Genomic DNA, 25669 nt, shown 5'->3' with positions numbered 1-25669 from the left:
GGAGAGGGAAACTTCTCCGGCTTTTTCGTGTCCGTGTGGCGTGCTCAGGCGGAGCCGACGAGCCTTTCCTCATGGTCGGTGTCGCAGACCCTGTTCCTGCCGCAGGCCTTGGCATCGTAGAGCCTGCGATCAGCAAGGGCGATCAGGCTGCGCTCATCGTCTTCAGGGCCAGCGGTTGCCACGCCGATGCTGACAGTCAGGTCCGCTGATCCACCATCGGCCGTCGGCAGGAACAGGGAAGCGACGCCTTTGCGCAGGTCTTCGGCGAAGACAGCCGGCTGCAGGGCACGATTGCCCTGCAGGACTACGGCGAATTCTTCTCCGCCATAGCGTGCAGCCGTGCCGTCGATGTCCCGCATGCTTGCAGCGATCACTTCCGCCACTACCTGGAGCGCAGCATCCCCGGCCTGGTGGCCATGGGTGTCGTTGAAAAGCTTGAAGTGGTCGATGTCGATCAGGAGCAGCGCCAGAGGTTCGCGGTCATTGCGGTATCGACCGAGACGATGGCTCAACTGCGCGTCAAAACCACGCCTGTTGCCAAGGCCCGTCAGCGCGTCGGTCTCGGCATGACGGCGCAATTGCTCGTTGGCATCAGTGAGTTTCTCGTTGCTTTCGGCCAGGGCCGCCACCAGCGTTCGGGTCTTCCTCTCCGCCTCCAGGCGTCTCTCGTCCATGGCGATCAGTCGGATCATGTAGCTCGCGAGAAAGCCGACATAGGCGAGGCAGATCGGAACCATGATCCAGTTGCCCTCGCGGACCGCGACCAAGTTGACCGAGGCGATCATCACCAACATGACGAGCATGGTAGAGCGGGGCGCCATATAGGCGCGCGCCGCGCTCGATTGGAGGATACCGCAACCGATGGCGAGGATGACCACCTGCGTGTCCGGAGTGCCGCCGCTATAAAGAATGGCAAGCGAAGCCCCCCAGGCGACCCCTGACAAAACAGAGACGAGCGTGAAGCGCTTCAGCCATTTCTGCGCCGTGTCGGATGACCTGCGTCGCCTAAAACGGAAGTCTGCAATGCCCCGCATGGCCACTTGCAGCGACAGGATAGCAGCGACAATGGAGACCTCCAACGTCCGACCCTCCATATAGGGGAGGATGGCGGCCGACAGGATCGCGATGGCTGCGACGATGTGGGGGAAGATATGGAAGAGAGTGCTCAGATGCTCCGAGGGCGGATCCGCTTCATTGTCGATGCCGACCATCGGCAGGGTAAGCTTTTGCACCGGCAAGTGGTGGGTCCTTTCACTGTTACCGAGACTATAGAGCGAATCATCTCGCGTTTTAGGCTTGCCTGAAGAAACAGCAGAAACATGGTTGCCAAACGGTAAAGCGCACGAGTTCACCTCGATAGGTCAGTATTGTTGACCTATCGAGATTTTCATGGTCTGCTGCCTCAGATAACAACAAGACTTGAGGAAACGCCGATGCTGAACTGGGATCATGTCTTTGCCACGCGGTCGTCGCGCATGCGCGCGTCTGAAATTCGAGAGCTCCTGAAGCTCCTCGACAAACCTGATATCATCTCGTTTGCGGGCGGTATTCCTGATCCGGCGCTGTTTCCCGAAAAGGAGTTTGCCGAGGCTTATGCCGGCCTGTTTGCCGATGGCAAGGCCGGCGGCGCGCTGCAGTATTCAGTCTCGGAAGGGTATCTGCCCCTGCGCGCATGGCTGCGGGACGAAATGGGGCGATTGGGCATTGCCTGCGAGCTCGACAACATCTTCATCACGTCAGGCTCGCAACAGGCACTCGACTATCTCGGGAAGCTGTTTCTGTCGCCCGGCGACACGGCGCTTGTGACCTGGCCAACCTATCTCGGCGCGTTGCAGGCCTTCAATGCCTATGAGCCTGCCTATGACCAGCTGTCGATCGGTAACCGGACGCCCGAGAGCTACAGGGCCGAGGCTGAGGCGCAGGGGAGTGCCGTGAAGTTTGCCTATCTCTCCACCGATTTCGCCAATCCGACGGGTCAGACGGTTAGCCTTGAGGAGCGGCACCAGATCCTGGCCTTGGCCGACGAGCTCGATATTCCGGTGATCGAAGACGCGGCCTATCAGCATCTGCGCTATGCCGGGGAGGCTATTCCGCCCATCCTTGCGCTCGACATTGCCCGCAGCGGCGGCATCGACGCCGGCCGGACCATCTATTGCGGCAGCTTTTCCAAGACGCTGGCACCCGGTCTGCGCGTTGGTTATGTCGTTGCTGCCAAGCCGGTCATCCGCAAACTGGTGCTGATGAAGCAGGCCGCGGATCTGCATTCCTCGACGATCAACCAAATGGTCGTGGCCGAGGTGGCCGCAAAGCACTTTCCGGCAGAGATTGCGAAGATACGGACAGCTTACGTCGCCCGCCGCGATGCCATGCTGGCAGCGCTCGAAAAATACATGCCTGAAGGTACCGAATGGACGCGGCCGGAGGGCGGGATGTTCGTCTGGGTTACGCTACCGGAGGGCATGGACGGCGCAGAATTGCTGGCGCGATCGGTCGAGACGGAAAAGGTGGCTTTCGTGCCGGGACAGGCCTTCTTCGCCGATCGTTCGGGTGCCAATACGATCCGGCTCTCCTATTCATGTGCGAATGAAGCGATGATCGAGGAGGGCATTCGGCGTCTCGGCCGGCTCGTCGGACATGCGCTGGCACGCGCGGCCTGACGTGGGTGAGCTGCGGTCGTCAGCCTCGCTTTGGGTTGCGGCGGCGGAGAGGGCGTGATTGACTGCGCATGATCCGCCTCCCGCGCCGCTCCTCATTCCCGGGTGCTCATGTCCATTCGCATTGCGACCTTCAATATCGAGAACCTGATCGCCCGTTTCGATTTCACCGGCTATCGCAACCAGTTGAAATCGGACCGCGTGCTGAAGCTGTTCGAGATCAAGTCGGAAGCCGACTATCAGCGGCTCGAGGCCGCCCGGATCGTCTCTTCCACCGACGACACCCGGCAGCTCTCGGCGCTGGCGATCGCCGACACCAATGCCGACATCCTGTGCCTGCAGGAGGTCGACAACATGGAAGCGTTGAAGGCCTTCGAATACGGTTATCTCTTCCGCATGATCGGCTCGGGCTATCGGCAGAAATATCTGGTCGAGGGCAATGACAGCCGCGGCATCGATGTTGCCGTGCTGATGCGGGAAGAAACCCGTGACGGCCAGCCGATCGAGTTACGCGACGTCACCAGTCATGCCGCACTCACCTATCACGACCTCGGCCTCTATCATCCGGGCCTCGGGGAGCGGATCCGGCCGGACGACCGGATCTTCAAGCGTGACTGTCTCGAACTCGATCTGCGCGTCGGAGGTCGTCCGCTGACGGTCTATGTCGTGCATTTCAAGTCGATGACCAATGGCCGGGACGGCACGGACGGGCGCACCTCGACCATGCCGATCCGCGAAGCCGAGGCGAAGGCTGTGCGACACATCATCGAGAATAGGTTCGGCCCGGATAATGCGTCGCGGCGAAACTTCGTGATCTGCGGCGACATGAATGACTACCAGGAGCGCGTCGATGTCATCGGAGATCGCCGCTCTGGATATGAATATGTGCATCGGCCGGATCTGCCGAGTGCGCTCGATGTGTTCTCGCATGACGCTTTTGCGGAAAACCCGATGCTGAGACGGGATGCGCTTGATCGCTGGACGCTCTATCACGCGCGTGGCCCCGAAGAGCAGCATTTGTGTCAGCTCGACTATATCTGGCTGTCGAGGGGCCTGGCTCAGGCCAATCCGATGGCAGTTCCGGAGGTGATCCGCAACGGTCAGCCTTTCCGCACGCCCTTTCCGCCGGGGCAGGACGTCGAGCGCTATCCGCGCATAGGCTGGGACAGGCCCAAGGCGTCCGACCATTGCCCGATCGCGATTACCCTGCATCTGCCATGAGCGATCTCTTGACTGACGAGGTAGGCCTGCCGGCCGATGGCAGCCTGCATCCGGTTCGCTCGCTGGTGCTGCGGGTGTCGCCAGATCCGCATCCTCTGGACCTCACGCAAAATGCGGCGATCTTTGAAAACTGGGAGCGTGAGGTGGCGGCCAACCCGGCCCTCTTCAACGGCCGGATGATCCTGCAGCGCCAGATCCGATACCGCGATGGTCATCTCGAGGCGCTCGGCCATGTCTCGAACTTCGCGACCTTTCTCTGGTGGCGACGGCAGGCGGAGTTTGCCGGTGCCTGCCACCTGTTCGGCTATCCCGTGCTCGTCTCCTCCGACGGGGCGCTGGTCGCGGTCGAGATGGCGCCGCATACCGCCAATCCCGGACAGGTCTATTTTGCCGCGGGGTCGCTCGATTTGTCCGATGTCGTGGACGGGGTGTGCGATATCGAGGGCAATATGCGGCGCGAGGTCATGGAGGAAACCGGGCTCGATCTCGATCTGACCCGTGCAGATCCGGTGCTATACGCCAGCTATCGGTCCCGACGCCTGACCTTGGCACGCGTCTTCACCTTTTCGGAGACGGCGCAGGCTCTTGCCGATCGGATCGACGCCTTTGCCCGCGATTGTCCGGAGCCGGAAATCTCCCGGGCCGTCGTGATCCGCTCTGGTGATCCAACAGCGCAGCGTTACGGGGCCGCGATGCTGCCGATACTCGGCTGGTATTTTCAGGATCGAGGATGATCTGTGCTCGGCTTGCCTTGCCGTTTCGCCTCGGGCAGTGTGTGCCGCGAGCGTGACCTTCAACGGAGATAGGCCCGTGGCGAGACAGTATGCCATCTATGACGTGTTCACCGACCGCAAACTGGCGGGAAATCCGCTCGCTGTCATCTTCGATGGTGCCGGCCTGTCCGACGAGATGATGCAAACGATTGCCGGAGAGATGAACCTCTCGGAGACCGTTTTCGTCCAGCCCGCTGATCACGCATCGCACACCGCCCGGATCCGGATCTTTACCCCTGGCCGAGAACTGCCCTTTGCAGGGCACCCGACGGTGGGTACCGCGATTGCGCTGGCAGAGCGCGCCTATAGCGGCGAGACCGCCAACATGGATCTCGTCTCCGTGCTGGAGGAGACCATCGGTCCGGTGCGCTGTGCGGTCCGGGTCAGGCCGGGTGAGGCAAGTTTCGCCGAATTCGACCTGCCGCGCCTCTCGAGCCGCCATGAGTTGCAACTGGATCGGCAAGGGCTTGCCGATGCGTTGTCGGTCAAGGCCAGCGCCATTGGGTTTGAAAACCATGTGCCGATGGTGTGGAGTGCCGGCGTCCCGTTTCTTCTCGTGCCTCTGCACGATCTTGCGACGATCGAGAGCGTCGAATTTGAGCCGCAACTGTGGGAACGCGTGGCGCCGATGAGCGAGGGACGGCTGACGTCAGCCTACATCTATTGTCGCGGCGGGGTGCATCATGCCGCAAAATTCCATGCGCGGATGTTTTCGCCCGATATGGGCATTCATGAGGATCCGGCGACAGGGTCTGCGGTGGCCGCGCTTTCAGGCGCCATCCATCATTTTGACGCGCTGCCGGACGGTCATCACCCGATGATGATCGAGCAGGGAGTGGAGATGGGACGGCCTTCCTACATTCACCTGCATATCGATGTGAAGGACGGTGCGGTCTCGCGGGCGCGGATCGGTGGCCAGGCCGTCCGATTGGCAGTCGGAATGCTCGACCTTTGAAAAGATTGGATATTTCCCGGTTTTTGAAATTTTTTTGACCAAAGGGCCAAGAATTTTTGCAGCGGCGCTAGACAAGGTCGCAGATCCTGTTTATACGCCCGGTCACGCCACCAGAAACGGGGCGGACGAGACCGGAAACGGTGTCAGGCGGGTGATTAGCTCAGTTGGTAGAGCAGCTGACTCTTAATCAGCGGGTCGTAGGTTCGAGCCCTACATCACCCACCATTTTATTCTTCAAAACAATATGTGGTCCTTCGGCGGAGTTCTGCGCGCATCGGGTTTGTTGTGTCCTCAGGGCGTGGCTGGATGGCGATAACAGAGCCGATTGGTCGTTCGGCAAGCCGTTCTTGGCCTAGGCACACATCAGTTTAGCCGGCTATCAAAATGTCGCGGAAAGAAATGGGCGGACATCTTTCGCTCTGGGCGCCGATGTTCGTCATACGTTCTCCAGTGCCGTCGCTCATGTTCCGGGTTTGTTGCGGATTTTTGTGCGCGTTCGTCGGTCTTGCCCTGTGGATAACTGTGGACAACTAAGGTAGCCGGCTCAGCGTGTCGCGCTGAACCGGGCCTGGGGCAGAACATAAGGGATCGCAGCACTTGGCAGCCGTCCGACGCTGCCGGCAATGCCGTAGACATGGGCAATCGTCTCGTCGTCGATCGTTTCCTTGGGATGACCTTCACGGATCAGTTTGCCGTGGTGGAGGACGGCCAGGTGATCGGCGAATTCAGCGGCGAGGTTGAGGTCGTGCAGGATGGCCAGGACGACACCGCCGCGTCGGGCAAAGTCACGGGCGAGCTCAAGAACCGAGATCTGGTGACCGATATCCAGGCTTGCCGTCGGCTCGTCGAGGAAGATCGCGCGTGGACGACCATCAAGAACAGGATCGGGCATCTGTGCCAGGACGCGGGCCAGCTGCACGCGCTGTTGCTCGCCACCTGATAGCGCGTTGTAGCTGCGCCCCTCGAAGCCACCCAGCCCTACACGGATAAGCGCCTGGCGGCCCGCAACATTAGGATCGCGGCTGCCGTGCGCAACGGCGCCCATGCGCACCACCTCAAGCGCCGTGAAGGGGAAGGAGAGGGCGGTGGATTGCGGCAGCACTGCCCGCTCTCGCGCGAGTTCCACGGGGCTCAGCGAGGCGATACGCCGGTCCTGGTATAGGATGTCACCGTGGTCGGGGCGCATCTCGCCCGAAAGGGTCTTCAAGAGGGTGGACTTGCCCGCCCCGTTGGGGCCGATGATCACGGTGACCTTGCCCGCTTCCAGATGCAGGCTGACCTTGTCGACGAGAACGCGTCCACCGCGGCTGATCGTGATGTCGTGTGCGCGGATCATTACAATCCCTCCATGGCCTGGCGGCCCTGTTTGCCGAGTAGAAGCATCAGGAAGACGGGCGCGCCGAGGATCGCGGTGATGATGCCGATCGGCAGTTCTGCCGGTGCGGCGATGGTGCGGGCGACCGTATCAGCGAGAAGCAGCAAGGCTGCCCCGCCGAGCGCGGAAGCCGGCAGCAGGAAGCGATGTGACGGTCCGATCGCGAGACGCAGCAGATGCGGCACGACAATGCCGATGAAGCCAATCGAGCCAGCAGCCGCAACCGTGGCACCGCAGGCGGCTGCCACGGCGAGGATCGTCATGCGCTTCAGCCGCTGCACGGGCACGCCCATGTGGAAGGCTGCGGCGTCGCCGAGGATCAGCGCGTCCAATCCGCGTGCGACGAAGGGAATGATCGCCAGCACGAAGAGAACAAAGGGCAGGATGGCGATGATCTTGTCCGTCGTCGCGCCGCTCAATGAGCCGAGAGACCAGAAAGTGATGTCGCGCAGCGCCCGGTCATCGGCGATGAAGATCAGGAGGCCGGTGGCAGCCCCAGTCATGGCAGCAATCGCAATCCCCGAGAGGATGAGGGCCGTCGTCGATGTCTGGCCGTTACGGGTGGCGATGACGTAGAGCAGGAAAGTGTTGCCGAGGCCACCGAGGAAAGCCATCAGCGGCAGGAATTGTTCGCCGAAGACGACCTGCAGCGGAAAGAGGAGGGTGGGGCCGAGCACGATGGCGATCACGGCGGCAAGTGCTGCCCCGGAGGTGACCCCGACGATGCCGGGGTCGGCCAGGGGATTGCGGAAGAGGCCCTGCATCATGGCGCCGGAGACACCCAGTGCTGCGCCGATCAGGAGGCCCATGCCGGTGCGTGGAAGGCGCACGGCTTCGAGGATAATCAGGTTCTGCTGATCCATGCTCGCATGATCGCCGGTCAGATAGGCGACCAGATGCGGCAGGCCGACGCCGGTCGGACCGATCACGATCGAAACGAAGACGGCAATCGCAAGCAACACAGCCAGCAGGGCAAGAACGATAAACCCGAGAGCAGAGCGATCTCCGTCACGTCTGCCGAGGGTCGACATCAGGGCCAGCGTGTTCACGGTTACTGCCCTTCCGGATAGAGCATGGCGTTCAGGTCACGGGCGGCGTCGGCAGCACGCGGTCCGAGACCGAGGAGATAGAGGCCGTCCATGGTGAGGAAGGCCTTGTTCGCGCCGGCCGGGGTTGCTGCAAGGGCAGGGAGCTCAAAGGCCTTTTCGGCCGTCAGATGCTGTGCGCCGCCGCTCATCACCAGGATAACGTCGGGGGCTGCGGCGATCACCGCTTCGTCGGTCAGCGGCTTGTATCCAGAGATGGTTGAGACCGCGTTTTCGCCGCCGGCAAGGCGGATCATCGCGTCGGCGGAGCTTTCGCTGCCAGCCGCCATGACGCGGCCATTGGCAAGGGAGAGAGCGAACAGCACCTTCTTCTTCGGGCCTGTTGAGGCCTTCACCTTGTCTTCGATGGCCTTCAGGCTTGCTTCAACCGATGTCGCCAGTGCCTCCGCCTTTTCGGCGCGGCCGATTGCTTGGCCGATAGCGCGGATCTTGTCGGGGATCGCCGATGTCTCGGGCGGCGAGGGGATGCTGACGAAGCTGAGGCCGCTCGCCTTGAGGATATTGATCGAGTCGACCGGGCCGGCACCGGCTTCCGCGATGATCAGATCGGGTCTCTGGGAAAGGACGCCTTCGGCCGAGACCTGGCGGACATAGCCGATGTCAGGCTTTGCGGTTGCTTCCGGCGGATAGAGGCTTGTCGTGTCGACGGCGACCACCCTGTCACCCTCGCCGAGCGCATAGATGATCTCCGTCACAGTGCCGCCGATCGCGACGATCCGCTGGGCATCCTTGGCCACAGCCGTCTGTGGCAGAACGAGCGGCAAGGACAGGGCGAAGGCGAGGGCGGAGAGGAGCTTGCGGCGGGATGGGCGAAGGGACAACATGGATGTGCTCGAACCTATGATCCGGGCGCCCGGAGGCAGGCACGATGCCGCTCTGGATCGCCGATGATGAGAGTGCTCATGTGCGGGAAGCTCCCGACATTTAACTTGACTGTGCTACACAAGTTTAAATAGGAAGGCAACAGATCGCGGTTGTTCCAGTGGTCCGGATTTCGGGGTAAACTCGTCAGCCGAGCCCATGACCTACCGCGACGATCAGATCTTGTCTTGCAAAGAGGGAAGCAGACCCATGTACATCGCCATGAACCGTTTTCGCGTCGTCCCGGGCTTCGAGGAAGCCTTTGAGAACCAGTGGAAGGCCCGCGAAGGCCGGCTTGCTGAAATGCCGGGTTACATCGAATTCCACATGCTGAAGGGTCCGAAGGCCGAAGACCATACGCTGTATGCCTCGCATACCGTCTGGGAGACCCATGGCCATTTCGTCGCCTGGACGAAGTCTGAGCAGTTCCGCGCCGCGCATGCACGTGCCGGCGAGAGCAAGGTGCAGTATCTCTCCGGCCCGCATTTCGAGGGCTTCGACGTCATCATTCATGAAGACCGCTCGGGCAAGCGCTCGGCTTCCGAAGCCGCGTGAGGCTCTGATGGACACGTTGACGCAAAGCAACGGTGACAGACGCGAGCGGTCGCTGGCGGCGCTCGCCGAAAAGCCTGACGGCGTGATCGAACAGATCGCCGCCAAGGCTGAGGTGACGCCTGCCGAAGTGCTCGCCATCCTGCCGGACGGGGCCGCCGTGGTGGTGCCCTCCGAGAAGTGGGAGCCGATCTGGAAGGACCTAACCTCCTGGGGCGAGATCCTGATGATCGTCCACACTGACGACATCGTGCTCGAGGTCGAAGGCAGTCTTCCCGAAGGCAGCGAAGGGCATGGCTGGTTCAACATCCATGGCGACAGTCCGATCGGCGGTCACATCCGCAAAGAACGTTGTGTCTCGATCGCTTTCGTCGATCGCGGCTTCCATGGGCGCCGGTCTTGTTCCGTCTGGTTCATGAATGCTGACGGAAAGGCCATGTTCAAGGTCTTCGTCCGTCGCGACAAGGAGCGCAATCTCCTGGAAGATCAGGTCGCCCGCTTCGAAGCTTTGCGACAGACCGTCGCCTGACGGATAAACTCTTCCCCGCCGGACTGTCAGGGACGGCGGGTTCTTCCATTAAGCCCTTCTTTCTTTTGCCTTTAACTGGATCTATTGTCCTGCGGCTTTCATCCACGCACTGGACCATGTTTTGATCCGATTCCGTTCGATTTATTTCGCTGTCACGCTCTGCCTTCTGGCGGCGGGGTCTTCTTTCCTGCTTTCGCCAGGCGTTGGCCAAGCACAGAACACCGATGCTGCGCCGGCGGTGACTGAGCCGGCTCCGGTCGAAGCGCCCGAGGGGCCGCAGCTGCAACCGGAGACATTGGCGCCGACTGCGGCCCCGGCTGCCGCCCCGGTCGCACCGCCGCCACAACGCGATGAGCAGATCGTCGCTGCCGAGCGGCGCGTCGAAGAGGCTCGGACACGGCTGACCGGCCTGCGCGAGCAGGTCGAGAAAAACCTGCAGGAAGACGGCGTCCTTGCAGACCTGAAGGTGAAGGCCGACGCGCTGGTGCGGGAGGCGCTGGCTATTACCGTCGATTTGCGTCCGCGGATCGATGCCATTCAGGGTCGGTTGACGGAATTGGGCGCGCCGCCCGCCGAGGGGCAGCCGGCCGAAAGCGCGAGCGTCGCTGAGGAGAGGTCGCGGCTCAACGCCGCGCGGGCGGAAGTGAATGCGCTCACCGGTCAGGCCGAAGACCTGTCGATCGAGGCTAAGACACTGTCCGACCGGATCTCTGACACACGCCGTGCGCTCTTCACCAGCCGGCTGCTTGAGCATACCGACATCAATGGTAGCGTGCTTGAGGATGCGCTCCAGTCCTTCTCGGCCGATGTCGAGCGGGTTCAACGGAGCATCCTGAGTTGGCTGACCTTCGTCTTCAAGTTCAAGGCCTTGCCGCTGGCCATCGCGGTGCTTCTCTCTATGGCGCTCGCTTCGCTGATCTTGTTTGTCGAGTACCGGCTGTTCGGGCGGATCAACAGGCGTGACCTGTCCATCGAATCGCCCTCTTATCTCAGCCGTTTCTCGGTTGCCTTCTTCTCGACGATCCTGCCGTCCCTGGCACTCAGCTTCTTTCTGGCTTCCACCTATTTCCTGCTCGATACGTTCAATGTGCTGAGAACCGACATCGCTCCGATCATCGCGTCGGTCTTTGCCTTGATCGGTCTTGTCTTTTTCGTCATGGCGATTTCAAGAGCGGTGCTTGCGCCGGCGGCGCCCCATTGGCGGCTGGTCAAGCTTTCAAACAAGGGTGCACGAGACCTCAGCATCGCAATCTTCCTGATGGCGCTCGTCAACGGCCTCGACTATGTCGTGTCCGTCATGAACGAGAGCTACAGCTCGCCGGTCGTGCTGACCGTGATGCGCAGCTTTGCCTCCTCCGTGGTCATCGGCCTGCTGCTCTTCTTCATGTCCTTCCTGCGGCCGGTGCTGGCCGAGTCAGGCGATCCCGCAGTCCGGGGACGGCCCTGGCCACGGGCGGTGGCCATCACGCTTCGGATTGTCGGTGCCGTCCTGATCCTTGCGGCGGCCATCGGCTATGTCGGGCTCGCGCGCTTCCTCGCGACCCAGATCGTGCTCACGGGCGCGGTTCTGGCAACGATGTATATCGGTATCCTGACCGGCAAGGCGATCTCCGCGCCCAATCAGTTTGGGGAAACAAGGGTCGGCCAGTTCATCGGACGCCGATTCCGCCTCTCGGCCGTTGGCCTCGACCAGAGCGGCATCGGCGCCGGTCTGATCATCTACGCCTTTGCGCTGGTGACCGGCATTCCGCTCATCCTGATGTCCTGGGGCTTCCAGCCGCGCGATCTGCAGCTCTGGCTCTTCAACCTGTTCACCGAGATCAATGTCGGCACAATCCGCATCTCGATCTTCGGAATCCTCGGCGGTATCCTGCTGTTCGCTGCCGGTCTAGTCGTGACGCGCTGGTTCCAGAAATGGCTGGACGGCAATGTCATGGCGCGCAGCCATATCGACGGCGGCGTGCGCAATTCGGTGAAGACCGGTGTGGGTTATCTCGGTACCGGCATTGCCGGCATCATCGGCATTTCCGCAGCCGGTATTGATCTCTCAAGCCTGGCGCTTGTTGCCGGTGCACTCTCCCTCGGTATCGGCTTTGGCCTGCAGAACATCGTCTCAAACTTCGTCTCCGGCCTGATCCTGCTGGTCGAGCGGCCCTTCAAGGTCGGCGACCACGTGATAACCGGGGTCAATGAAGGCATCGTCAAGCGGATCTCGGTGCGCGCGACCGAAATCGAGACCTTCCGGCGGCAGTCGATCATCGTGCCGAATTCCGAGCTCATCAACTCGCCGCTCGGCAACTGGACGCATCGCAACCGCATGCAGCGCTCCGAAGTGCCGGTCAGTGTGGCCTACGATGCGGATCCGCAGGAGGTGATCGACGTGCTCCTGGCCGTGGTCAACGAGCGGTCCGACGTCCTGCGCAATCCCGAGCCGCATGTGGAGTTCCTTCGTTTCGGTGCATCCTCGCTCGATTTCGAACTGCGCTTTCATCTCGCTGACATTGCCAACGGTCTGCGGGTGCGTAACGAAGTCCGTATCGAGATCCTCAGGCGTTTCCGCGCCCGCGATATTGTCATGCCTTACCCGCACCAGGACGTCATGCTGCATATCCAGGAGCATGACCGGCAAGCTCTTGTCCGGCGCAAGACCCGGGCGGACGATCGTCCCGAACTCGCAGAGGAATTGTCTCCAGCGCCGGATGATGACAAACTCCTGCCATGAACGCCGCATTCAGCAGCCATTCAGGCGAAATGGGGCACAAGAGGGGCAGGAGCGGTCGGAGGTGTACCGGGCGCGGTTGAGAGGACGGAGCCTTTGGCTCCGCTATCGGCATGAAGCAGTTCTATGCGCAGTTGGTTGTCGTGGTGGTTAGTAGCTTGGTGGCGGGGCCGACACTGGCGGCATCGGTGCTGAACACCGGCAGCTCCGCCGTGGTTATCGTCGTGGTTGAAGAGGGTACACGAACCGAGATTTCGCTCGATGCCGGGGGCTCCGACACGATCTGCGCATCCGGGTGTTTCCTCACCCTGCCCAACGGAGACCGGATCGGGCTCACCGGCGAAGAAACCGTCGAAATCAAGGATGGTATCGCCACCATCAAGTGACCGGTTCCAGCACTGCTCGCCGGAGTACTTGGATATTCTTGAATGCTTAACTATGCGGGATTGTTGATGCAGGCGAAGAGCCTGAGTTAACGCTTCCGCAAACGGCCTTTGTTAGATGTCTTACAAATAAACAAGACGGTGAAGGCTGGTCATGGCAGTTCTCGGCATTTCTGGAATGCAGTATTCGGGAGAGACGTTCCCCGATGTTCGGATCGTTCTCGGTGAGGACTCCAATGTCTTCACGCAGATGATCAGTCAGCGCCTGAAGGAGCTGATGGGTGTCGACATCGAGATATGCCGCACGTTCGAGGACTTGCAGATGGCCAATGAGCTGTCGCAGGAGCCGGTGGTTCTGGCGATCTCGAACATCAACCTGCCGGGCGCCGAAAACGGCGAAGCGCTGGAATACCTGATCGACTGCAACATCCCGACCGTGGTCTTCACGGGCACGTTCCAGGATGAGATGCGCGAAAAGCTGCTCGCCAAGGACATTGTCGACTACATCCTCAAGGACAATGTCTTCGCCGTCGAAATGTTGGCGGAGTCGGTCTATCGCTTTCTGACCAACCACCGTCACCACGTGCTGATCGTCGACGACAGTCCGACCGCACGCGCCCTTCTGTCCAGCCGCCTGCGCCGCTACAATTTCCGCGTCAGCCTTGCCGAGAGTGGCGCCAAGGCGATCGAGATCCTGAAGGCCAATCCGGATATCGGCCTCGTGGTCACCGACTACAACATGCCCGATATCGACGGTTTCGAGCTGACGCGACGCATCCGTTCAGTGCGCGGGTCGCATGAGCTGCGAATCATCGGCGTCTCGTCATCGACCAACCGACTGCTGTCGGCCCGCTTCCTGAAGGTTGGCGGAAACGACTTCATGCTGCGTCCGTTTATCGACGAAGAGTTCTACTGCCGCGTGAATCAGAACCTGGACACGCTTGTTCAGATTAAAGCGGCGCAAGCCCGCAAAAAATAGGTGCGACTTATAATTAAGGTCGCTAGTGTTCTGCCGAGGGAGGAGGTCGCTTATTGAGCGACCTCGGGAATTCGGTGGATATTTTATGTATTTTTCTGAGCAGTTTGACACCAAGCCCGCTGTCGTGGGTTCAAAACGCGCGGAGCAGGGCCGAGTCCTGATCATCGAGGATTCCCGCGCGGTCTCCCAGGTGATGCGTCACCGATTGGAAAACGACTTCTTCTGCCAGGTGACCCAATGCGCCTCGGCAGACGTCTTTCGCGACGTGATGCGCGCCGGCGACACGTTCGACGTCGCCGTTGTCGATCTCAATCTGCCCGGTGCATCGGACGGCGAAATCCTTGATGCCGTGATCGCTCAAGGAATTCCGGCGGTCGTGTTCACTGCCGACTTCAATCGTGACCTTCGCGAGCGTCTGCTGCAGAAGGGCGTCGCCGATTACCACGTCAAGAATAATGAAGGCGCGATCGATCTTGTCGTCTCGTCCGTCCTGCGCCTCCTTGGCAATCGACAGGTCGGCGTGCTCGTCGTCGACGACCTGCCTTCAGCCCGGGCGATGCTGGCCGATCTCCTGCGTGTGCAGAAATTCCAGGTCTACGAGGCGGCCACCGGATATCAGGCCATGGATATCCTCGCGCGCCAGCCGCATATCGAGCTCGTGATCACCGATTACAACATGCCCGACATGGACGGCTATGAACTGACACGCCGGATCCGTCGCGATCACAACAGCGACCGTCTCAGGATCATCGGCATTTCCTCGTCCGCCGACCGCCTACTGTCGGCAAGCTTCCTCAAGGCCGGGGCGAACGACTTCGTCTATCGTCCCTATGTCATCGAGGAGCTGCAGTGCCGTATCCAGCACAATATCGAAACACTTGCGCAGCTTCGGCAGCTCCGCGTGGCCGCCTTCAGCGATTATCTCACGGGCCTGCCCAATCGTCGCTACTTCTTCGATGAGGGACCAGCGCAAGTGGCAGGACGGCTTGAGCGGGACGAGCCGTGCTGTATCGCCATGCTCGACATCGATCATTTCAAGAAGCTCAACGACACCTATGGTCATGAAATCGGCGACCGGGTTCTGCAGGCGGTCGGTGCCAAGCTCGCGCGCCGGCTCGACGGCAGCGGACACCTTCTGGCCCGGCTCGGTGGCGAGGAGTTCAGCGTCTTGATGTTGGGCCTCGATGTCGAAAAGGGATCAGCGCTCTGCGAGACGTTGCGGCGCGAGATCGAAAACCTGCGGGTGGCACTCGACGACCAGGATATCAATGTGACCATCTCGATCGGGCTTGCGGAAATCGCCGGACGGGAGAGTTTCAGCAACTATCTCGCAGCGGCCGACCAGTTGCTTTACCTCGCGAAGAGCTACGGCCGGAACCGTGTCTATTCCGAGACCATGCTTTCCTGACCTGAAATCCATTGCGCTCTGGTCGTGCCGCTGGCACGTGCCTATATGTGTGCGACCTTCCGCAGCCCGGAGTGTCAAATGGCTCCCATTATTTCCATCAATTCTCTCTCCAAGACCTATTCCAACGGTTTCAAGGCGCTCGATAGTGTCAGTTTCGACATTGAAGAAGGCGAGATCCTCGCGCTTCTCGGTCCCAATGGCGCTGGCAAGACGACGCTGATCTCGATCATCTGCGGCATGACCAATCCCACCGGGGGTCAGGTGACCGTGTCGGGGCATGACGTGGTCAAGGACTTTCGCAAGACCCGGGCCGAGATCGGTCTGGTGCCGCAGGAACTGACGACCGACATGTTCGAGACGGTGTTCAACACCGTCAGTTTCTCGCGGGGCCTGCACGGCAAGAAGCCCGATCCCGCCTATATCGACCAGATCCTTAGGGATCTCAGCCTCTACGAGAAACGCGACAATGCGCTTCGCGAATTGTCGGGTGGCATGAAGCGGCGGGTGTTGATCGCCAAGGCGCTGTCGCACCAGCCGCGCATCCTCTTTCTCGACGAGCCCACAGCCGGCGTCGATGTGGCGCTGCGCAAGGACATGTGGCAGCTCGTCGAACGGCTGCGCAAGACGGGCGTGACCATCATCCTCACCACCCACTACATCGAGGAAGCGCAGGGGATCGCGGATCGTGTCGGCGTCATCAACCGTGGCAAGCTGCTGCTGGTCGAAGAGAAGAATACGCTGATGCGCAAGCTCGGGCGCAAGCAGATGACGATCACACTCACCGAACCCATCCAGGCGATACCGGCAGAGCTTGCCGGCTATTTGCTCGCACTCGGCGAAGACGGGCGTGAACTCGTCTACGACTATGAACTCGGAAGCGAAGACGGGGAGATCGCACGGCTTTTGGCGGCGATCGATGCCGCCGGCCTGAAGTTTGGCGATGTCTCCACACGTCAGACGTCTCTGGAAGACATCTTCGTCTCGCTGATCGGAGAGGCTGCATGAACATCGAAGCGATCAAGTCCATCTATGTCTACGAGATGGCACGGATGCGCCGCACACTGCTGCAGAGCGTGATCTCGCCGGTGCTATCGACCGCACTCTATTTTATCGTCTTCGGCGCCGCCGTTGGCTCGCGCATGGAAGAGATCGGCGGCGTCTCCTATGGTGCTTTCATCACGCCTGGCCTGATCATGCTGGCGCTCATCACCCAATGCGTCTCGAATGGTTCGGCGGGCATCTATTTCCCGAAGTTCACGGGCACGATCTATGAGATCCTGTCTGCGCCGGTGGCGATGACGGAAATCCTGATCGGTTATGTCGGCGCTGCCGCCACGAAGGGCATGATGATTGGCCTGATCATCCTGGCGACCGCCATGTTCTTCGTCGATCTGGAGGTCGCTCATCCAGCGCTGATGCTGTTCTTCATGGTGCTGACATCGATCACCTTCAGCCTGGCTGGTTTCATCATCGGCATCCTGGCGAAGAATTTCGAGCAGTTGAGCCTTGTGCCATCGCTGGTCGTCCCGCCGCTCACCTTCCTGGGCGGCACATTCTATTCGATCGACATGCTGCCGCCCTTCTGGCAGGCGGTCAGCCATCTCAATCCGGTGCTCTACCTGGTGAGCGGCTTCCGCTGGAGCTTCTTCGAGGTGTCGGACGTGCATCCGCTCATCAGCCTCGGCATGATCGGCATCTTCCTCGCCGCCTGCCTCGGTTTCCTCGCCTGGATCTTCAAGACGGGCTACAAACTCCGACCCTGAACTGATCCGTTAATCACGCAGCCTGAGTTCGTCGGTTTGCATCTGCATGGAACTCAGCGTCGAGAGGAAACTCATGCCGAGAAGGCTCTGGTCGAGCAGGCCTTCTTCGAGCACTACGGCATCCACGCCTCTGCGCACGATCGGGCCGAGCCGAATTTCGGGAATGCGCAGGGGGGCGGCCGATGCGCGACCGTTGGCGGTAAGCACCGTGCGGGTGAAGCTGAGTTCGCCGGGATCGATACCCATCCGCATCGCGTCCTCGTAACGCAGCGCGATCGAGCTCGCGCCGGTGTCGATCAGCATGGGCACGGAGACGGTTCCGATCTCGACCCTGGTCTCGAAATGTCCGCCAAGCGCCTTGTGCAGGATCACTTCGGCGGAACCATCGGCTGTCGTGACCGTAATGGCCCGTCCCGGGATCAATCCTGCAAGGACCCGCTCGCCAACGCTGCGGAAATCGCCGCGATAGAGATAGCCGGTGACAAGCACGAGAGCGATCAGCACCCATATCGCCATCTGGCGCAGGCTCTGGACCAGATTGCGCCGACCGACCAGAATGCCGGCCGAGATCATCAGGAGGATCGGCAGCGCCACGACAAGGCGGCCGAAGGCTTCGTTGTCCAAGCCGAAGCTTTGACCGCTGTCATGGTTCATCACGAGAATGACGAGGCCGATGGCGAGGATGGCGATGCCGATAACAAACCGCATCAGCCGCCCTCGCGCTCACGCACCAGACGGGTGCGGCGGGTCTCGCGGCGGGGCTTGCGCTCGACATTTTCGAGCCGTGCCGGCAGTTCGGCCATGATCGTGCGGCGCTCGATGCTGCTATAGCTCGTCCACAGGCCGATCTCTTCACGTGTGCGGCCGCAGCCGAAACAGTAGCCGGTCTTGTCATCGATCGAACAGACGAGAATGCAGGGAGATTCCATCGCGAGCCCTTTGGTTTCGCTCCTATATCGGGTGCTCAGAGAATGATGGCAAGGGTGACGAGGAAGGCGATCTCGCAGAGTTGTTCACTGGCGCCGATCGTGTCGCCGGTCTGCCCCTCGATGCGCTTGCGGCAATGTCGGGTGAAAGCAGCCACCGTGCTGGCCGCTATCAGGCCGGCTGCAAACCACGCGTGAAACGGAAGAGCGAGGAGGCCGATGCCGGCCGTCAATACGCCACCGAGAACCAAGGCCATGCGCGTCGCCTCCGGATCGGGGGCACCGGCCGATCCGGCCACACCATCAGGCCTGGCCGAGGGCAGAGCAGACCAGTGCCAGACCATCAGGCTTCGGCTGAGGATCGCCGTTGCCAGCCATGCAAGAGCCGTGGCGAGCGGTGGCAGAGTTCCGATGAGGATGGAGAGCGCCGCGACGCGGAGCGCGACCGACAGGATCAGCGCCAGCGCACCATAGGTGCCGATGCGGCTGTCCTTCATGATCGCCAGGACCTTTTCGCGGCTGCGACCGCCGCCCAATCCGTCCGCCGTGTCTGACAGGCCGTCCTCGTGCAAGGCGCCGGTCAGCATGATCTGCAGCCCGACACCCAGGAGTGCCACAAGGACCGGGTCGACACCGGAGGCCGACAGGAGGCCAGTTGTCAGGGCTGCGGGCAGCGCGATGATCAGGCCAGCCAACGGGAATCCAGCGACCGTCCGGCTGAGGCTTCCGTCATGGCCTGCAAAGAAGCGATCCGGGACCGGCAGGCGGCTCAGGAAGGAAATGGCACGCGCCGTTTCCGTGACGAGGTTCTCGACGACCTGCATGGGTCCTTTCCGTTTGTCCTCGACCGACTGCGTCGCTTTTTTGAGTTGAGCAGCGCGGGTCCGGTCTCTATGAGAGAGGCCACAAAGCCTGATTTGCTGGAAGAATACAAGGAAGCCAGACCCATGAGCGTTACCGGCCTGCCATTCGACGATTTCCGCACGCTGCTGCGTGACCTGCCGGGACCCAGCACTGCGGCGCTCGTGGCTGCGCGCGAACGCGACAAGCAACTGACCAAGCCGCCGGGCGCGCTTGGACGGCTCGAAGAGATTGCCATGTGGCTTGCCGCCTGGAGTGGACGGGCCCCTGCGGTCAATCGTCCGCTGGTCGCGATCTTTGCCGGCAATCATGGTGTCACCAAGCATGGTATCACGCCGTTCCCGCCGTCGGTCACCCAGCAGATGGTCGAGAATTTTGCAGCTGGCGGCGCTGCCATCAACCAGATCTGCGTGACGCATGATCTTGGCCTGAAGATCTTCGACCTCGCGCTCGACTATCCGACGGGCGATATCACCTGCGAGGCGGCATTGTCGGAGCGCGACTGCGCCGCGACCATGGCTTTCGGCATGGAGGCGATTGCGGGCGGAACTGATCTTCTTTGCATCGGTGAAATGGGTATCGGCAATACGACGATCGCAGCTGCGATCAATCTCGCGCTCTATGGCGGCGAGGCGGAGGACTGGGTCGGTCCGGGAACTGGCTCGGAAGGCGACGTGCTGGCGCGCAAGGTGGCCGCCGTCAAGCAGGCGGTTGAATTCCATCGCGAACATCTCTCCGATCCGCTGGAAGTCATGCGCCGCCTCGGTGGGCGCGAGATCGCAGCCATGGCTGGTGCGATCCTGGCCGCCCGCATGGAAAAAATCCCCGTCCTGATCGACGGCTATGTGGCAACCGCCGCTGCCTCCATCTTGAAGGCGGCCAATCCTTCCGCGCTCGATCACTGCCTGATCGGTCATGTCTCCGGTGAGCCAGGGCATCTGCGTGCAATTGAACGCCTCGGCAAGACACCGCTTCTGGCGCTTGGCATGCGACTGGGTGAAGGCACCGGTGCGGCGCTTGCGGCCGGCATCGTCAAGGCGGCGGCGGCCTGCCATTCCGGCATGGCAACCTTCGAACAGGCTGGGGTAACCAACAAGTCGCATGAGTGATCGCACATCAAAGCCCGGCGATGCGGAGCCGCTCGCCTCGGCAGTCATCAAGAAGAAGACCGGCATCGCGCATCTGTTTGCCGCCGCTCAGTATTCGGCCCAGGGATTTCGACGTCTGATCCAGGAAGCTGCCTTCCGGCATGAGCTCCTGGGCTTTGTCGGCGGGCTGGTCGTGTTCGGTCTGGTCGGTGCGAGCCTCTTTGAATTCCTCGGCTTCGTCGTTTTGATGATGCTGATGTTTTCTGTGGAGGCGCTCAATACGGCGATCGAGGAACTGGTTGACCGCATCTCGCCGGAAATCTCGACGGTTGGACGCAATGCCAAGGATCTCGGATCCTTCGCCGTCTTCTGCCTGATCGTGGCAAATGGCGCTTTCGCTGCTTACGTCGTGATCAGCCGGCTATTCCTTGCCTGATCAGGCGAACTGCCGACGGCGGGGCTCGACGGCTTTGACTTCCGATACGGCAGGCAAGCTTTCGAGCACGCGGCTCGATGGCAGGATGGCGATGACTTCTGTGCCTTCCCGGAGCTTCGACTTCAGCTTGAATTCCCCGCCATGCTTGGCGAGGATCGCCTGGACGATCGGAAGGCCAAGTCCCGTGCCCTGTTCGGCACTCTTGATCGCAATCGAGCCCTGACCGAAGGCGGATAGGACCACGGGGATTTCATTTTCCGGAATGCCCGGGCCATTGTCGCGGATCGAGATGTATTGTCCGCCGCCGGCGGTCCAGCCGGCCTTGACCATGATCTCGCCGCCCTGGGGCGTGAATTTCACTGCATTCGACAAGAGGTTCAGGATCACCTGGCGCAGAGCCTTTTCGTCGGCCCAGAGCGACGGCAGCGCCTTCTCGAATTGCTGCTCGATGCGGATGTTCTTCGATTTGGCGCGCAGCTGGATCATGCCGATGCAGTCTTCGGCCACCTCCAGGAGCGACACACTCTCTTCGCTCAGTTCGTATTTGCCGGCCTCGATGCGCGACAGGTCGAGGATCTCGTTGATCAGTTCGAGCAGATGGCTTCCGGAGCGGTGGATGTCTCCAGCATATTCCTTATAGAGCGGGTTGTTCAGCGGCCCGAGCACTTCCGTTGCCATGACTTCGGAAAAGCCCAGGATGGCGTTGAGCGGCGTGCGAAGCTCGTGGGACATGGAGGCGAGGAAGCGCGACTTGGCCATATTGGCCTCTTCGGCCCTACGCCTTGCCTCATCGGACAGGGACTTGGCGACTTCCAGTTCCGCGATCAGGTCGTCCTTTTCCGTTTGAAAGGACGGGAGCTTGAGATTGGCCTGATGCAGTCGGTTGGTGATGTAGATGAAGAAGATCAGCGCAGTGGTGAAGACAGCCGTCAGGCCGATATCGAGGATGTTGCGGCCGGAGATGGATACGGCCGTGAGTGCAATCACGGTGGGCAGAAAACCGAAGAGCACAGCCTGGCGCAACAGCATGCTTGCCATCGCCGTGATGGAAAGCGCCACCAACAGCACCGCGCCCTTGTAGAAGGTAAAGGCGGTCGGATTGCAGCTCGCGCAGTCCTGGAGCACGAAGATCGCCCAGGACAGTCCCATGGCGGCCTGTGCGGCCAGCAGGATGCGACGCCATTTGATCTGGTTCTCGGGCGTGATTTCGGTCTTCGATGCGCGCTTGACGATCAGGATGCCGATCGCATGCATAGTCAGCGCGAAAAGGCCCCAGATGAGAATATGTGGCTGGGTGGTGAAATAGGCGCCGGAGGCGGCAATCAGAAGGATGGTGATCGGGATGACGGCCGCGCCCTGCAGGCAGGCGCCGACATGCATGGCGAGGATCTCGGCATCGAAGGCGGGGGAGGTGCCCGGACCCGTCTGCAGACGTTCACGGGTGGAGCGGACAGCGCGGTTCGTTGCCCTGTTGCGATTGTGTCGCGTCAGGTCGAGAACGTTTTTGTCCGCCGATGTGTCTACGCCGTTACTCATTGCGTTGCAGTCTTCCGCGCCTTGGTGAACCCTAGCGGCGAAATCTTAAGAAGATCCTGTCTTGGAAGGTTTTGTTTGCCATGTGTAAAAAGGATCTGTTGTTGAAGTGGGTGGAAATGTGACGAGACACGTTCGGCGGCTGCGCGACCTGGTGCTAGGGCTCGCCATCGTGGCGCTCGCATTGCTTGTCATCGCCAAGCTCGAGAACGAACAGGCGCTGCGCTTTTCCGGCTCGTTCTCGGTGATCGATGGCGACACGCTCGGCGCAGACGGCGAACGGCTGCGGATCGAGGGCATTGATGCACCCGAGCTTGCTCAGCTCTGCAAGGCGGCGGATGGGTCGCCCTATGCCTGCGGCGAGGAGGCGCGTCGTGCCTTGGCAGCGCTCGTGTCCGGGCGTGACTTCGAATGCAGCGGCACCGGCCGTGATCGATATGGCCGGCTGCTCGTGGTCTGCAAACGTGGCCTCGACGATCTCGGCGATCTGCTGGTGAAGACCGGTTCTGTCTTTGCCGATGGACGTTATCTTGCAAGCGAGGCCAAGGCCCGGCTGGCGGGCGAGGGGATCTGGCGGGGCGAATTCGAGCGCCCAGCCGACTGGCGGCGTCGTCGGCAGATCGAGGAGGCGGAACTCACGGGTTGGGTCGAGGCGTTACTGCCGCGATGGCTGACACATTGGTTTGAGGACGAAAGAGACAATGGCCGCTGACAATCCTTCGCCGCCGAGCATGCCCCGCGGTGACTTGCCGCCGACGATCGACGTCTTGTCGAGCGCGATTGCGCGTTGTCGCATCTGTCGCGATTGTCCGGCCGGTGGGCCTGAGCGGCGGATGCCGCATGAGCCTCGGCCGGTTGCCTGGCTTTCCTCGACGGCACGGGTGCTGATTGCCGGGCAGGCGCCGGGGCTTCGGGTGCATGAAACGGGTATTCCGTTCAACGACGCCTCAGGCGACCGCCTGCGAGACTGGCTGGGCGTCGATCGCGACACCTTCTATGACCGCAGCAAACTGGCGATCGCACCGATGGGCTTCTGCTTTCCCGGTTATGACGAAAACGGACATGATCTGCCGCCGCGCCGGGAATGTGCGCCGCATTGGCGACAGACGGTGATGGACGCCATGCCGCAGGTCGAGCTCATCCTCGCGATCGGGCAATACGCACAGGCCTGGCATCTCGGACGTTTGCGCCGCAAGACCATGACCGAGACGGTCACCCATTGGCGGGACTTCCTTCTCGCCAATCGCGAGGGGCCGCGCGTCTTGCCGCTTCCCCATCCGAGCTGGCGCAATACCGGCTGGCTGAAACGGCACCCCTGGTTTGAGGCCGAGGTGCTGCCCGTGCTGCGGCGAGAGGTTTCCTTGTTGATAGCTTGAAATGATTTTCCATAATTTTTATGAAATCGGCTATATCAAGAAAAATCAGTTTTATAGGGTTTTTCATGGACCGCCTCGATCGCAAAATTCTCCGCATTCTCCAGGAAGATTCCACGCTTGCCGTTGCCGATCTCGCCAAGAAGGTCGGGCTGTCCACTACGCCTTGCTGGCGGCGCATCCAGAAGATGGAAGAGGACGGTGTGATCCGTCGGCGCGTCGCATTGCTCGATCCTGCCAAGGTCAACACCAAGGTGACGGTCTTCGTCTCGATCCGCACATCCAGCCACTCGATTGAATGGCTGAAGCGCTTCTCCGAGGTCGTGTCCGAGTTTCCGGAGGTGGTCGAGTTCTACCGCATGAGCGGTGATGTGGACTACCTGCTGCGTGTCGTCGTGCCGGACATTGCGGCCTATGATGCCTTCTACAAGCGGATGATCGCCAAGATCGAGATCCGCGACGTGTCCTCTGCCTTTGCCATGGAACAGATCAAGTATACGACCGAGCTCCCGCTCGACTACATGATGATCGACAATCACAAGGCCGGCGAAGAATAAACCGCGCCGGTATCATTTGAGCTTCGCGATCCGTCTGGGGTCGCGCAGTTCACGCAAGGCATCCTTGCCGATCCAACGGGCTGTTGCATCGCTCTCTCCCGCCAGTCTTTCCGCCAGAAGAATAGCAGCTGCGTGGCATGTGCGGCTGCGCTTGCCCGTGTTGCGCAGAGCCCAGTTCACGGCCTTCTTGACGAAGTTGCGGGGATCGGTCGCGTGTCGCTCAATCAGCGGCAACCATTCGAGGAAAGTCGCGTCCGGCTCACTCTTGTTGTGAACGGTCGCGCCTGCGATCATGGCAAAGGCGGCTCGGCGGACGAACTCCCGGTCATCTGCCGCGAAGTCGTCCACCAGTGCGCGCCAGTAGGGCGTCTCGGTGAGCAGATCGGCCGCCGCATCGACGATTTCCCAAGAGTTGAAATCGGCAACGAGCCGCCGGATGTCATCCGGTGACAGGAGCGCCGGGACGAAAGTCCAGATCGCCAACAGGCGCGCTTCGCGTATGCCGGATGCCCAGAGCTCTTCGGCACGCGAATGGTTCGGGCCGATCACCTTGGCGATCTGCCGCAGGGCGGGATTGCCGATGCCAAGGGCATTGTCGGTGACAATCCCGTAGCGAGCCATGCCGGCAATGTTCTCCTCCGACCGCATTAAGCGCAGAGATGCGATGATCTCGGCTGCGGTGGAGGAGGGGCCGATCATTTTTTTTCCAGCCGCGCCAGCAGGGACGAGGTGTCCCAGCGGTTGCCGCCGAGTTTCTGCACCTCGCCGTAGAACTGATCAACGAGCGCCGTGACCGGCAGGTTCGCGCCGTTGCGGCGCGCTTCCGAGAGGACGATGTCCAGATCCTTGCGCATCCAGTCGACGGCAAAGCCGAAGTCGTATTTGCCCTGGTTCATGGTCTTGTGACGGTTCTCCATCTGCCAGGAGCCAGCCGCTCCCTTGGAGATGACCTCGATCACCTTCTCGATGTCGAGGCCGGCCTTCTTGCCGAAATGCACGCCTTCGGCCAGACCCTGGACGAGGCCCGCAATGCAGATCTGGTTGACCATCTTGGTCAGCTGGCCGGCGCCGGCCGGGCCCATCAGGCCGACCATGCGGGCAAAGGTGTCAATCACGGGTTTTGCGCGGTCGAAAGTGTCCGGTTCGCCGCCGCACATCACGGTGAGCACGCCGTTTTCCGCACCTGCCTGGCCGCCAGAAACCGGGGCATCGATAAAGCCGCAGCCTTTGGCAGCTGTCGCTTCGGCGAGTTCACGTGCGACCTCGGCGGACGCCGTGGTGTTGTCGATCAGGATCGCACCCGGCTTCATCGCGGCAATCACGCCGTTTTCGCCTGTGGTGACAGAACGCAGGTCGTCGTCATTGCCGACGCAGGTGAAGACGAAGTCTGCGCCCTCGGCCGCCTCCGCAGGAGTGAGACCATGACTACCGCCGAACTTCGCCACCCAGGCCTCTGCCTTGGCTGTCGTGCGGTTATAGACCTTCACCTCGTGGCCACCCTTGACCTTCAGGTGACCTGCCATGGGAAAACCCATCACGCCCAAACCGATGAATGCGACCTTTGCCATTTCGTCTCTCCTGCCTTGCGGTATGAGACATGCATAATCGATGGCAAGG

Annotated in this window: 27 protein-coding genes and 1 tRNA gene; 18 read left to right on the top strand and 10 right to left on the bottom strand. The window is 61.2% G+C overall.

What is annotated here, in order from left to right; translation table 11 throughout:
* Window positions 1-44: 44 nt before the first annotated feature.
* Window positions 45-1232, bottom strand: coding sequence for a GGDEF domain-containing protein (locus tag D4A92_RS18885; protein ID WP_203016531.1), 1188 nt, complete (start codon window positions 1230-1232; stop codon window positions 45-47).
* Between the two features lie 201 nt (window positions 1233-1433).
* Between D4A92_RS18885 and D4A92_RS18880 the strand changes: the two genes are divergently transcribed.
* The 5 genes from D4A92_RS18880 to D4A92_RS18860 all read left to right on the top strand — a co-directional run bounded on the left by D4A92_RS18880 (window position 1434) and on the right by D4A92_RS18860 (window position 5828).
* On the top strand, window positions 1434-2657 hold the full coding sequence (locus D4A92_RS18880; RefSeq protein ID WP_203016529.1) for a PLP-dependent aminotransferase family protein: 1224 nt from the start codon (window positions 1434-1436) through the stop codon (window positions 2655-2657).
* A gap of 108 nt (window positions 2658-2765) precedes the next feature.
* On the top strand, window positions 2766-3875 hold the full coding sequence (locus D4A92_RS18875) for an endonuclease/exonuclease/phosphatase family protein (protein WP_203016528.1): 1110 nt from the start codon (window positions 2766-2768) through the stop codon (window positions 3873-3875).
* Complete coding sequence (locus tag D4A92_RS18870) at window positions 3872-4609, top strand: NUDIX hydrolase (protein WP_203016527.1); 738 nt, start codon at window positions 3872-3874, stop codon at window positions 4607-4609. The genes D4A92_RS18875 and D4A92_RS18870 overlap by 4 nt, the downstream gene beginning before the upstream one ends.
* Window positions 4610-4685: 76 nt before the next feature.
* Complete coding sequence (locus D4A92_RS18865; RefSeq protein WP_203016526.1) at window positions 4686-5603, top strand: PhzF family phenazine biosynthesis protein; 918 nt, start codon at window positions 4686-4688, stop codon at window positions 5601-5603.
* 149 nt (window positions 5604-5752) lie between these two features.
* Window positions 5753-5828: transfer RNA gene (locus D4A92_RS18860), tRNA-Lys, on the top strand.
* Window positions 5829-6147: 319 nt separating this feature from the next.
* Here D4A92_RS18860 and D4A92_RS18855 read toward each other — a convergent pair.
* From D4A92_RS18855 to D4A92_RS18845, 3 genes are read right to left on the bottom strand one after another with little or no spacing between them, the layout of a single operon-like run.
* Complete coding sequence (locus D4A92_RS18855) at window positions 6148-6939, bottom strand: heme ABC transporter ATP-binding protein (RefSeq protein ID WP_203016525.1); 792 nt, start codon at window positions 6937-6939, stop codon at window positions 6148-6150.
* Entirely contained in the window at window positions 6939-8009 is a 1071-nt protein-coding gene (locus tag D4A92_RS18850; protein WP_425958102.1) for a FecCD family ABC transporter permease, read from the bottom strand. The genes D4A92_RS18855 and D4A92_RS18850 overlap by 1 nt, the downstream gene beginning before the upstream one ends.
* Window positions 8010-8029: 20 nt before the next feature.
* Window positions 8030-8908: a heme/hemin ABC transporter substrate-binding protein gene (locus D4A92_RS18845; protein WP_203016523.1), complete on the bottom strand. Its 879-nt coding sequence runs from the start codon at window positions 8906-8908 to the stop codon at window positions 8030-8032.
* A 247-nt stretch (window positions 8909-9155) separates the two neighbouring features.
* Between D4A92_RS18845 and D4A92_RS18840 the strand changes: the two genes are divergently transcribed.
* The 8 genes from D4A92_RS18840 to D4A92_RS18805 all read left to right on the top strand — a co-directional run bounded on the left by D4A92_RS18840 (window position 9156) and on the right by D4A92_RS18805 (window position 17278).
* On the top strand, window positions 9156-9500 hold the full coding sequence (locus D4A92_RS18840) for an antibiotic biosynthesis monooxygenase family protein (protein WP_054151069.1): 345 nt from the start codon (window positions 9156-9158) through the stop codon (window positions 9498-9500).
* Between the two features lie 7 nt (window positions 9501-9507).
* Window positions 9508-10026 (top strand): heme utilization cystosolic carrier protein HutX, encoded by a 519-nt coding sequence (gene hutX / locus D4A92_RS18835; protein ID WP_203016522.1) that lies wholly within the window; start codon window positions 9508-9510, stop codon window positions 10024-10026.
* A gap of 121 nt (window positions 10027-10147) precedes the next feature.
* A complete protein-coding gene (locus tag D4A92_RS18830; RefSeq protein WP_203016520.1) occupies window positions 10148-12748 on the top strand; it encodes a mechanosensitive ion channel family protein in 2601 nt (866 codons plus the stop codon).
* Between the two features lie 110 nt (window positions 12749-12858).
* Complete coding sequence (locus D4A92_RS18825) at window positions 12859-13131, top strand: hypothetical protein (protein WP_203016518.1); 273 nt, start codon at window positions 12859-12861, stop codon at window positions 13129-13131.
* Between the two features lie 151 nt (window positions 13132-13282).
* Complete coding sequence (locus D4A92_RS18820) at window positions 13283-14107, top strand: response regulator (RefSeq protein WP_203016517.1); 825 nt, start codon at window positions 13283-13285, stop codon at window positions 14105-14107.
* Window positions 14108-14300: 193 nt separating this feature from the next.
* Window positions 14301-15515: a diguanylate cyclase gene (locus tag D4A92_RS18815; protein ID WP_432445036.1), complete on the top strand. Its 1215-nt coding sequence runs from the start codon at window positions 14301-14303 to the stop codon at window positions 15513-15515.
* A gap of 78 nt (window positions 15516-15593) precedes the next feature.
* Complete coding sequence (locus tag D4A92_RS18810) at window positions 15594-16520, top strand: ABC transporter ATP-binding protein (RefSeq protein ID WP_203016516.1); 927 nt, start codon at window positions 15594-15596, stop codon at window positions 16518-16520.
* A complete protein-coding gene (locus D4A92_RS18805; protein ID WP_203016515.1) occupies window positions 16517-17278 on the top strand; it encodes an ABC transporter permease in 762 nt (253 codons plus the stop codon). Before D4A92_RS18810 ends, D4A92_RS18805 begins: the two co-directional genes overlap by 4 nt.
* Window positions 17279-17287: 9 nt before the next feature.
* Here D4A92_RS18805 and D4A92_RS18800 read toward each other — a convergent pair whose 3' ends face one another.
* From D4A92_RS18800 to D4A92_RS18790, 3 genes are read right to left on the bottom strand one after another with little or no spacing between them, the layout of a single operon-like run.
* Complete coding sequence (locus D4A92_RS18800; protein ID WP_203020040.1) at window positions 17288-17989, bottom strand: TIGR02281 family clan AA aspartic protease; 702 nt, start codon at window positions 17987-17989, stop codon at window positions 17288-17290.
* Window positions 17986-18207 carry a DUF1289 domain-containing protein gene (locus D4A92_RS18795; protein ID WP_203016514.1) on the bottom strand — a complete coding sequence of 74 codons (222 nt, stop codon included), beginning with the start codon at window positions 18205-18207 and terminating at the stop codon, window positions 17986-17988. The genes D4A92_RS18800 and D4A92_RS18795 overlap by 4 nt, the downstream gene beginning before the upstream one ends.
* Window positions 18208-18242: 35 nt before the next feature.
* The gene (locus tag D4A92_RS18790; protein WP_203016513.1) at window positions 18243-19028 is read right to left on the bottom strand and encodes an adenosylcobinamide-GDP ribazoletransferase; all 786 of its coding nucleotides are present in this window, start codon (window positions 19026-19028) and stop codon (window positions 18243-18245) included.
* Window positions 19029-19151: 123 nt separating this feature from the next.
* On the opposite strand from D4A92_RS18790, the gene cobT reads away from it, so the two are divergent.
* Together cobT and D4A92_RS18780 are read left to right on the top strand one after the other, a co-directional pair.
* Window positions 19152-20174 (top strand): nicotinate-nucleotide--dimethylbenzimidazole phosphoribosyltransferase, encoded by a 1023-nt coding sequence (cobT, locus tag D4A92_RS18785; protein ID WP_203016512.1) that lies wholly within the window; start codon window positions 19152-19154, stop codon window positions 20172-20174.
* Window positions 20167-20589 carry a diacylglycerol kinase gene (locus D4A92_RS18780; RefSeq protein WP_203016511.1) on the top strand — a complete coding sequence of 141 codons (423 nt, stop codon included), beginning with the start codon at window positions 20167-20169 and terminating at the stop codon, window positions 20587-20589. The genes cobT and D4A92_RS18780 overlap by 8 nt, the downstream gene beginning before the upstream one ends.
* On the opposite strand, the gene D4A92_RS18775 is transcribed toward D4A92_RS18780, so the two are convergent.
* Window positions 20590-22125 (bottom strand): sensor histidine kinase, encoded by a 1536-nt coding sequence (locus D4A92_RS18775; protein ID WP_203016509.1) that lies wholly within the window; start codon window positions 22123-22125, stop codon window positions 20590-20592.
* Between the two features lie 118 nt (window positions 22126-22243).
* On the opposite strand from D4A92_RS18775, the gene D4A92_RS18770 reads away from it, so the two are divergent.
* The 3 genes from D4A92_RS18770 (at window position 22244) to D4A92_RS18760 (ending at window position 24052) form a co-directional block, all read left to right on the top strand.
* Window positions 22244-22834: a thermonuclease family protein gene (locus D4A92_RS18770; protein ID WP_203016507.1), complete on the top strand. Its 591-nt coding sequence runs from the start codon at window positions 22244-22246 to the stop codon at window positions 22832-22834.
* A 19-nt stretch (window positions 22835-22853) separates the two neighbouring features.
* Entirely contained in the window at window positions 22854-23498 is a 645-nt protein-coding gene (locus D4A92_RS18765) for a uracil-DNA glycosylase family protein (RefSeq protein ID WP_203020038.1), read from the top strand.
* Window positions 23499-23563: 65 nt separating this feature from the next.
* Complete coding sequence (locus tag D4A92_RS18760; RefSeq protein WP_006726042.1) at window positions 23564-24052, top strand: Lrp/AsnC family transcriptional regulator; 489 nt, start codon at window positions 23564-23566, stop codon at window positions 24050-24052.
* Window positions 24053-24064: 12 nt separating this feature from the next.
* Here D4A92_RS18760 and D4A92_RS18755 read toward each other — a convergent pair whose 3' ends face one another.
* Both D4A92_RS18755 and D4A92_RS18750 read right to left on the bottom strand, forming a co-directional pair.
* Window positions 24065-24751 carry a DNA alkylation repair protein gene (locus tag D4A92_RS18755; protein ID WP_203016506.1) on the bottom strand — a complete coding sequence of 229 codons (687 nt, stop codon included), beginning with the start codon at window positions 24749-24751 and terminating at the stop codon, window positions 24065-24067.
* Window positions 24748-25620 carry an NAD(P)-dependent oxidoreductase gene (locus D4A92_RS18750; RefSeq protein ID WP_203016505.1) on the bottom strand — a complete coding sequence of 291 codons (873 nt, stop codon included), beginning with the start codon at window positions 25618-25620 and terminating at the stop codon, window positions 24748-24750. Before D4A92_RS18750 ends, D4A92_RS18755 begins: the two co-directional genes overlap by 4 nt.
* Window positions 25621-25669 lie beyond the last annotated feature (49 nt).

This window comes from Rhizobium rosettiformans (assembly GCF_016806065.1).
Lineage (GTDB): Bacteria > Pseudomonadota > Alphaproteobacteria > Rhizobiales > Rhizobiaceae > Allorhizobium.
Note: the sequence above shows the minus strand (reverse complement) of the source record. Positions and strands in the feature narration are given on the sequence as shown.

What these genes read in the sequence shown, in the direction of transcription:
- D4A92_RS18765 (WP_203020038.1), top strand. Translation starts at nt 22,854, where the DNA reads ATGCCCCGCGGTGACTTGCCGCCGACGATCGACGTCTTGTCGAGCGCG.
- D4A92_RS18775 (WP_203016509.1), bottom strand. Translation starts at nt 22,125, where the DNA reads ATGAGTAACGGCGTAGACACATCGGCGGACAAAAACGTTCTCGACCTG.
- D4A92_RS18815 (WP_432445036.1), top strand. Translation starts at nt 14,301, where the DNA reads ATGCGTCACCGATTGGAAAACGACTTCTTCTGCCAGGTGACCCAATGC.
- D4A92_RS18795 (WP_203016514.1), bottom strand. Translation starts at nt 18,207, where the DNA reads ATGGAATCTCCCTGCATTCTCGTCTGTTCGATCGATGACAAGACCGGC.
- D4A92_RS18870 (WP_203016527.1), top strand. Translation starts at nt 3,872, where the DNA reads ATGAGCGATCTCTTGACTGACGAGGTAGGCCTGCCGGCCGATGGCAGC.
- D4A92_RS18805 (WP_203016515.1), top strand. Translation starts at nt 16,517, where the DNA reads ATGAACATCGAAGCGATCAAGTCCATCTATGTCTACGAGATGGCACGG.
- D4A92_RS18750 (WP_203016505.1), bottom strand. Translation starts at nt 25,620, where the DNA reads ATGGCAAAGGTCGCATTCATCGGTTTGGGCGTGATGGGTTTTCCCATG.
- D4A92_RS18755 (WP_203016506.1), bottom strand. Translation starts at nt 24,751, where the DNA reads ATGATCGGCCCCTCCTCCACCGCAGCCGAGATCATCGCATCTCTGCGC.
- D4A92_RS18780 (WP_203016511.1), top strand. Translation starts at nt 20,167, where the DNA reads ATGAGTGATCGCACATCAAAGCCCGGCGATGCGGAGCCGCTCGCCTCG.
- D4A92_RS18810 (WP_203016516.1), top strand. Translation starts at nt 15,594, where the DNA reads ATGGCTCCCATTATTTCCATCAATTCTCTCTCCAAGACCTATTCCAAC.
- D4A92_RS18820 (WP_203016517.1), top strand. Translation starts at nt 13,283, where the DNA reads ATGGCAGTTCTCGGCATTTCTGGAATGCAGTATTCGGGAGAGACGTTC.
- cobT (WP_203016512.1), top strand. Translation starts at nt 19,152, where the DNA reads ATGAGCGTTACCGGCCTGCCATTCGACGATTTCCGCACGCTGCTGCGT.
- D4A92_RS18855 (WP_203016525.1), bottom strand. Translation starts at nt 6,939, where the DNA reads ATGATCCGCGCACACGACATCACGATCAGCCGCGGTGGACGCGTTCTC.
- D4A92_RS18845 (WP_203016523.1), bottom strand. Translation starts at nt 8,908, where the DNA reads ATGTTGTCCCTTCGCCCATCCCGCCGCAAGCTCCTCTCCGCCCTCGCC.
- D4A92_RS18880 (WP_203016529.1), top strand. Translation starts at nt 1,434, where the DNA reads ATGCTGAACTGGGATCATGTCTTTGCCACGCGGTCGTCGCGCATGCGC.
- D4A92_RS18790 (WP_203016513.1), bottom strand. Translation starts at nt 19,028, where the DNA reads ATGCAGGTCGTCGAGAACCTCGTCACGGAAACGGCGCGTGCCATTTCC.
- D4A92_RS18825 (WP_203016518.1), top strand. Translation starts at nt 12,859, where the DNA reads ATGAAGCAGTTCTATGCGCAGTTGGTTGTCGTGGTGGTTAGTAGCTTG.
- D4A92_RS18760 (WP_006726042.1), top strand. Translation starts at nt 23,564, where the DNA reads ATGGACCGCCTCGATCGCAAAATTCTCCGCATTCTCCAGGAAGATTCC.
- D4A92_RS18840 (WP_054151069.1), top strand. Translation starts at nt 9,156, where the DNA reads ATGTACATCGCCATGAACCGTTTTCGCGTCGTCCCGGGCTTCGAGGAA.
- hutX (WP_203016522.1), top strand. Translation starts at nt 9,508, where the DNA reads ATGGACACGTTGACGCAAAGCAACGGTGACAGACGCGAGCGGTCGCTG.
- D4A92_RS18850 (WP_425958102.1), bottom strand. Translation starts at nt 8,009, where the DNA reads ATGTCGACCCTCGGCAGACGTGACGGAGATCGCTCTGCTCTCGGGTTT.
- D4A92_RS18875 (WP_203016528.1), top strand. Translation starts at nt 2,766, where the DNA reads ATGTCCATTCGCATTGCGACCTTCAATATCGAGAACCTGATCGCCCGT.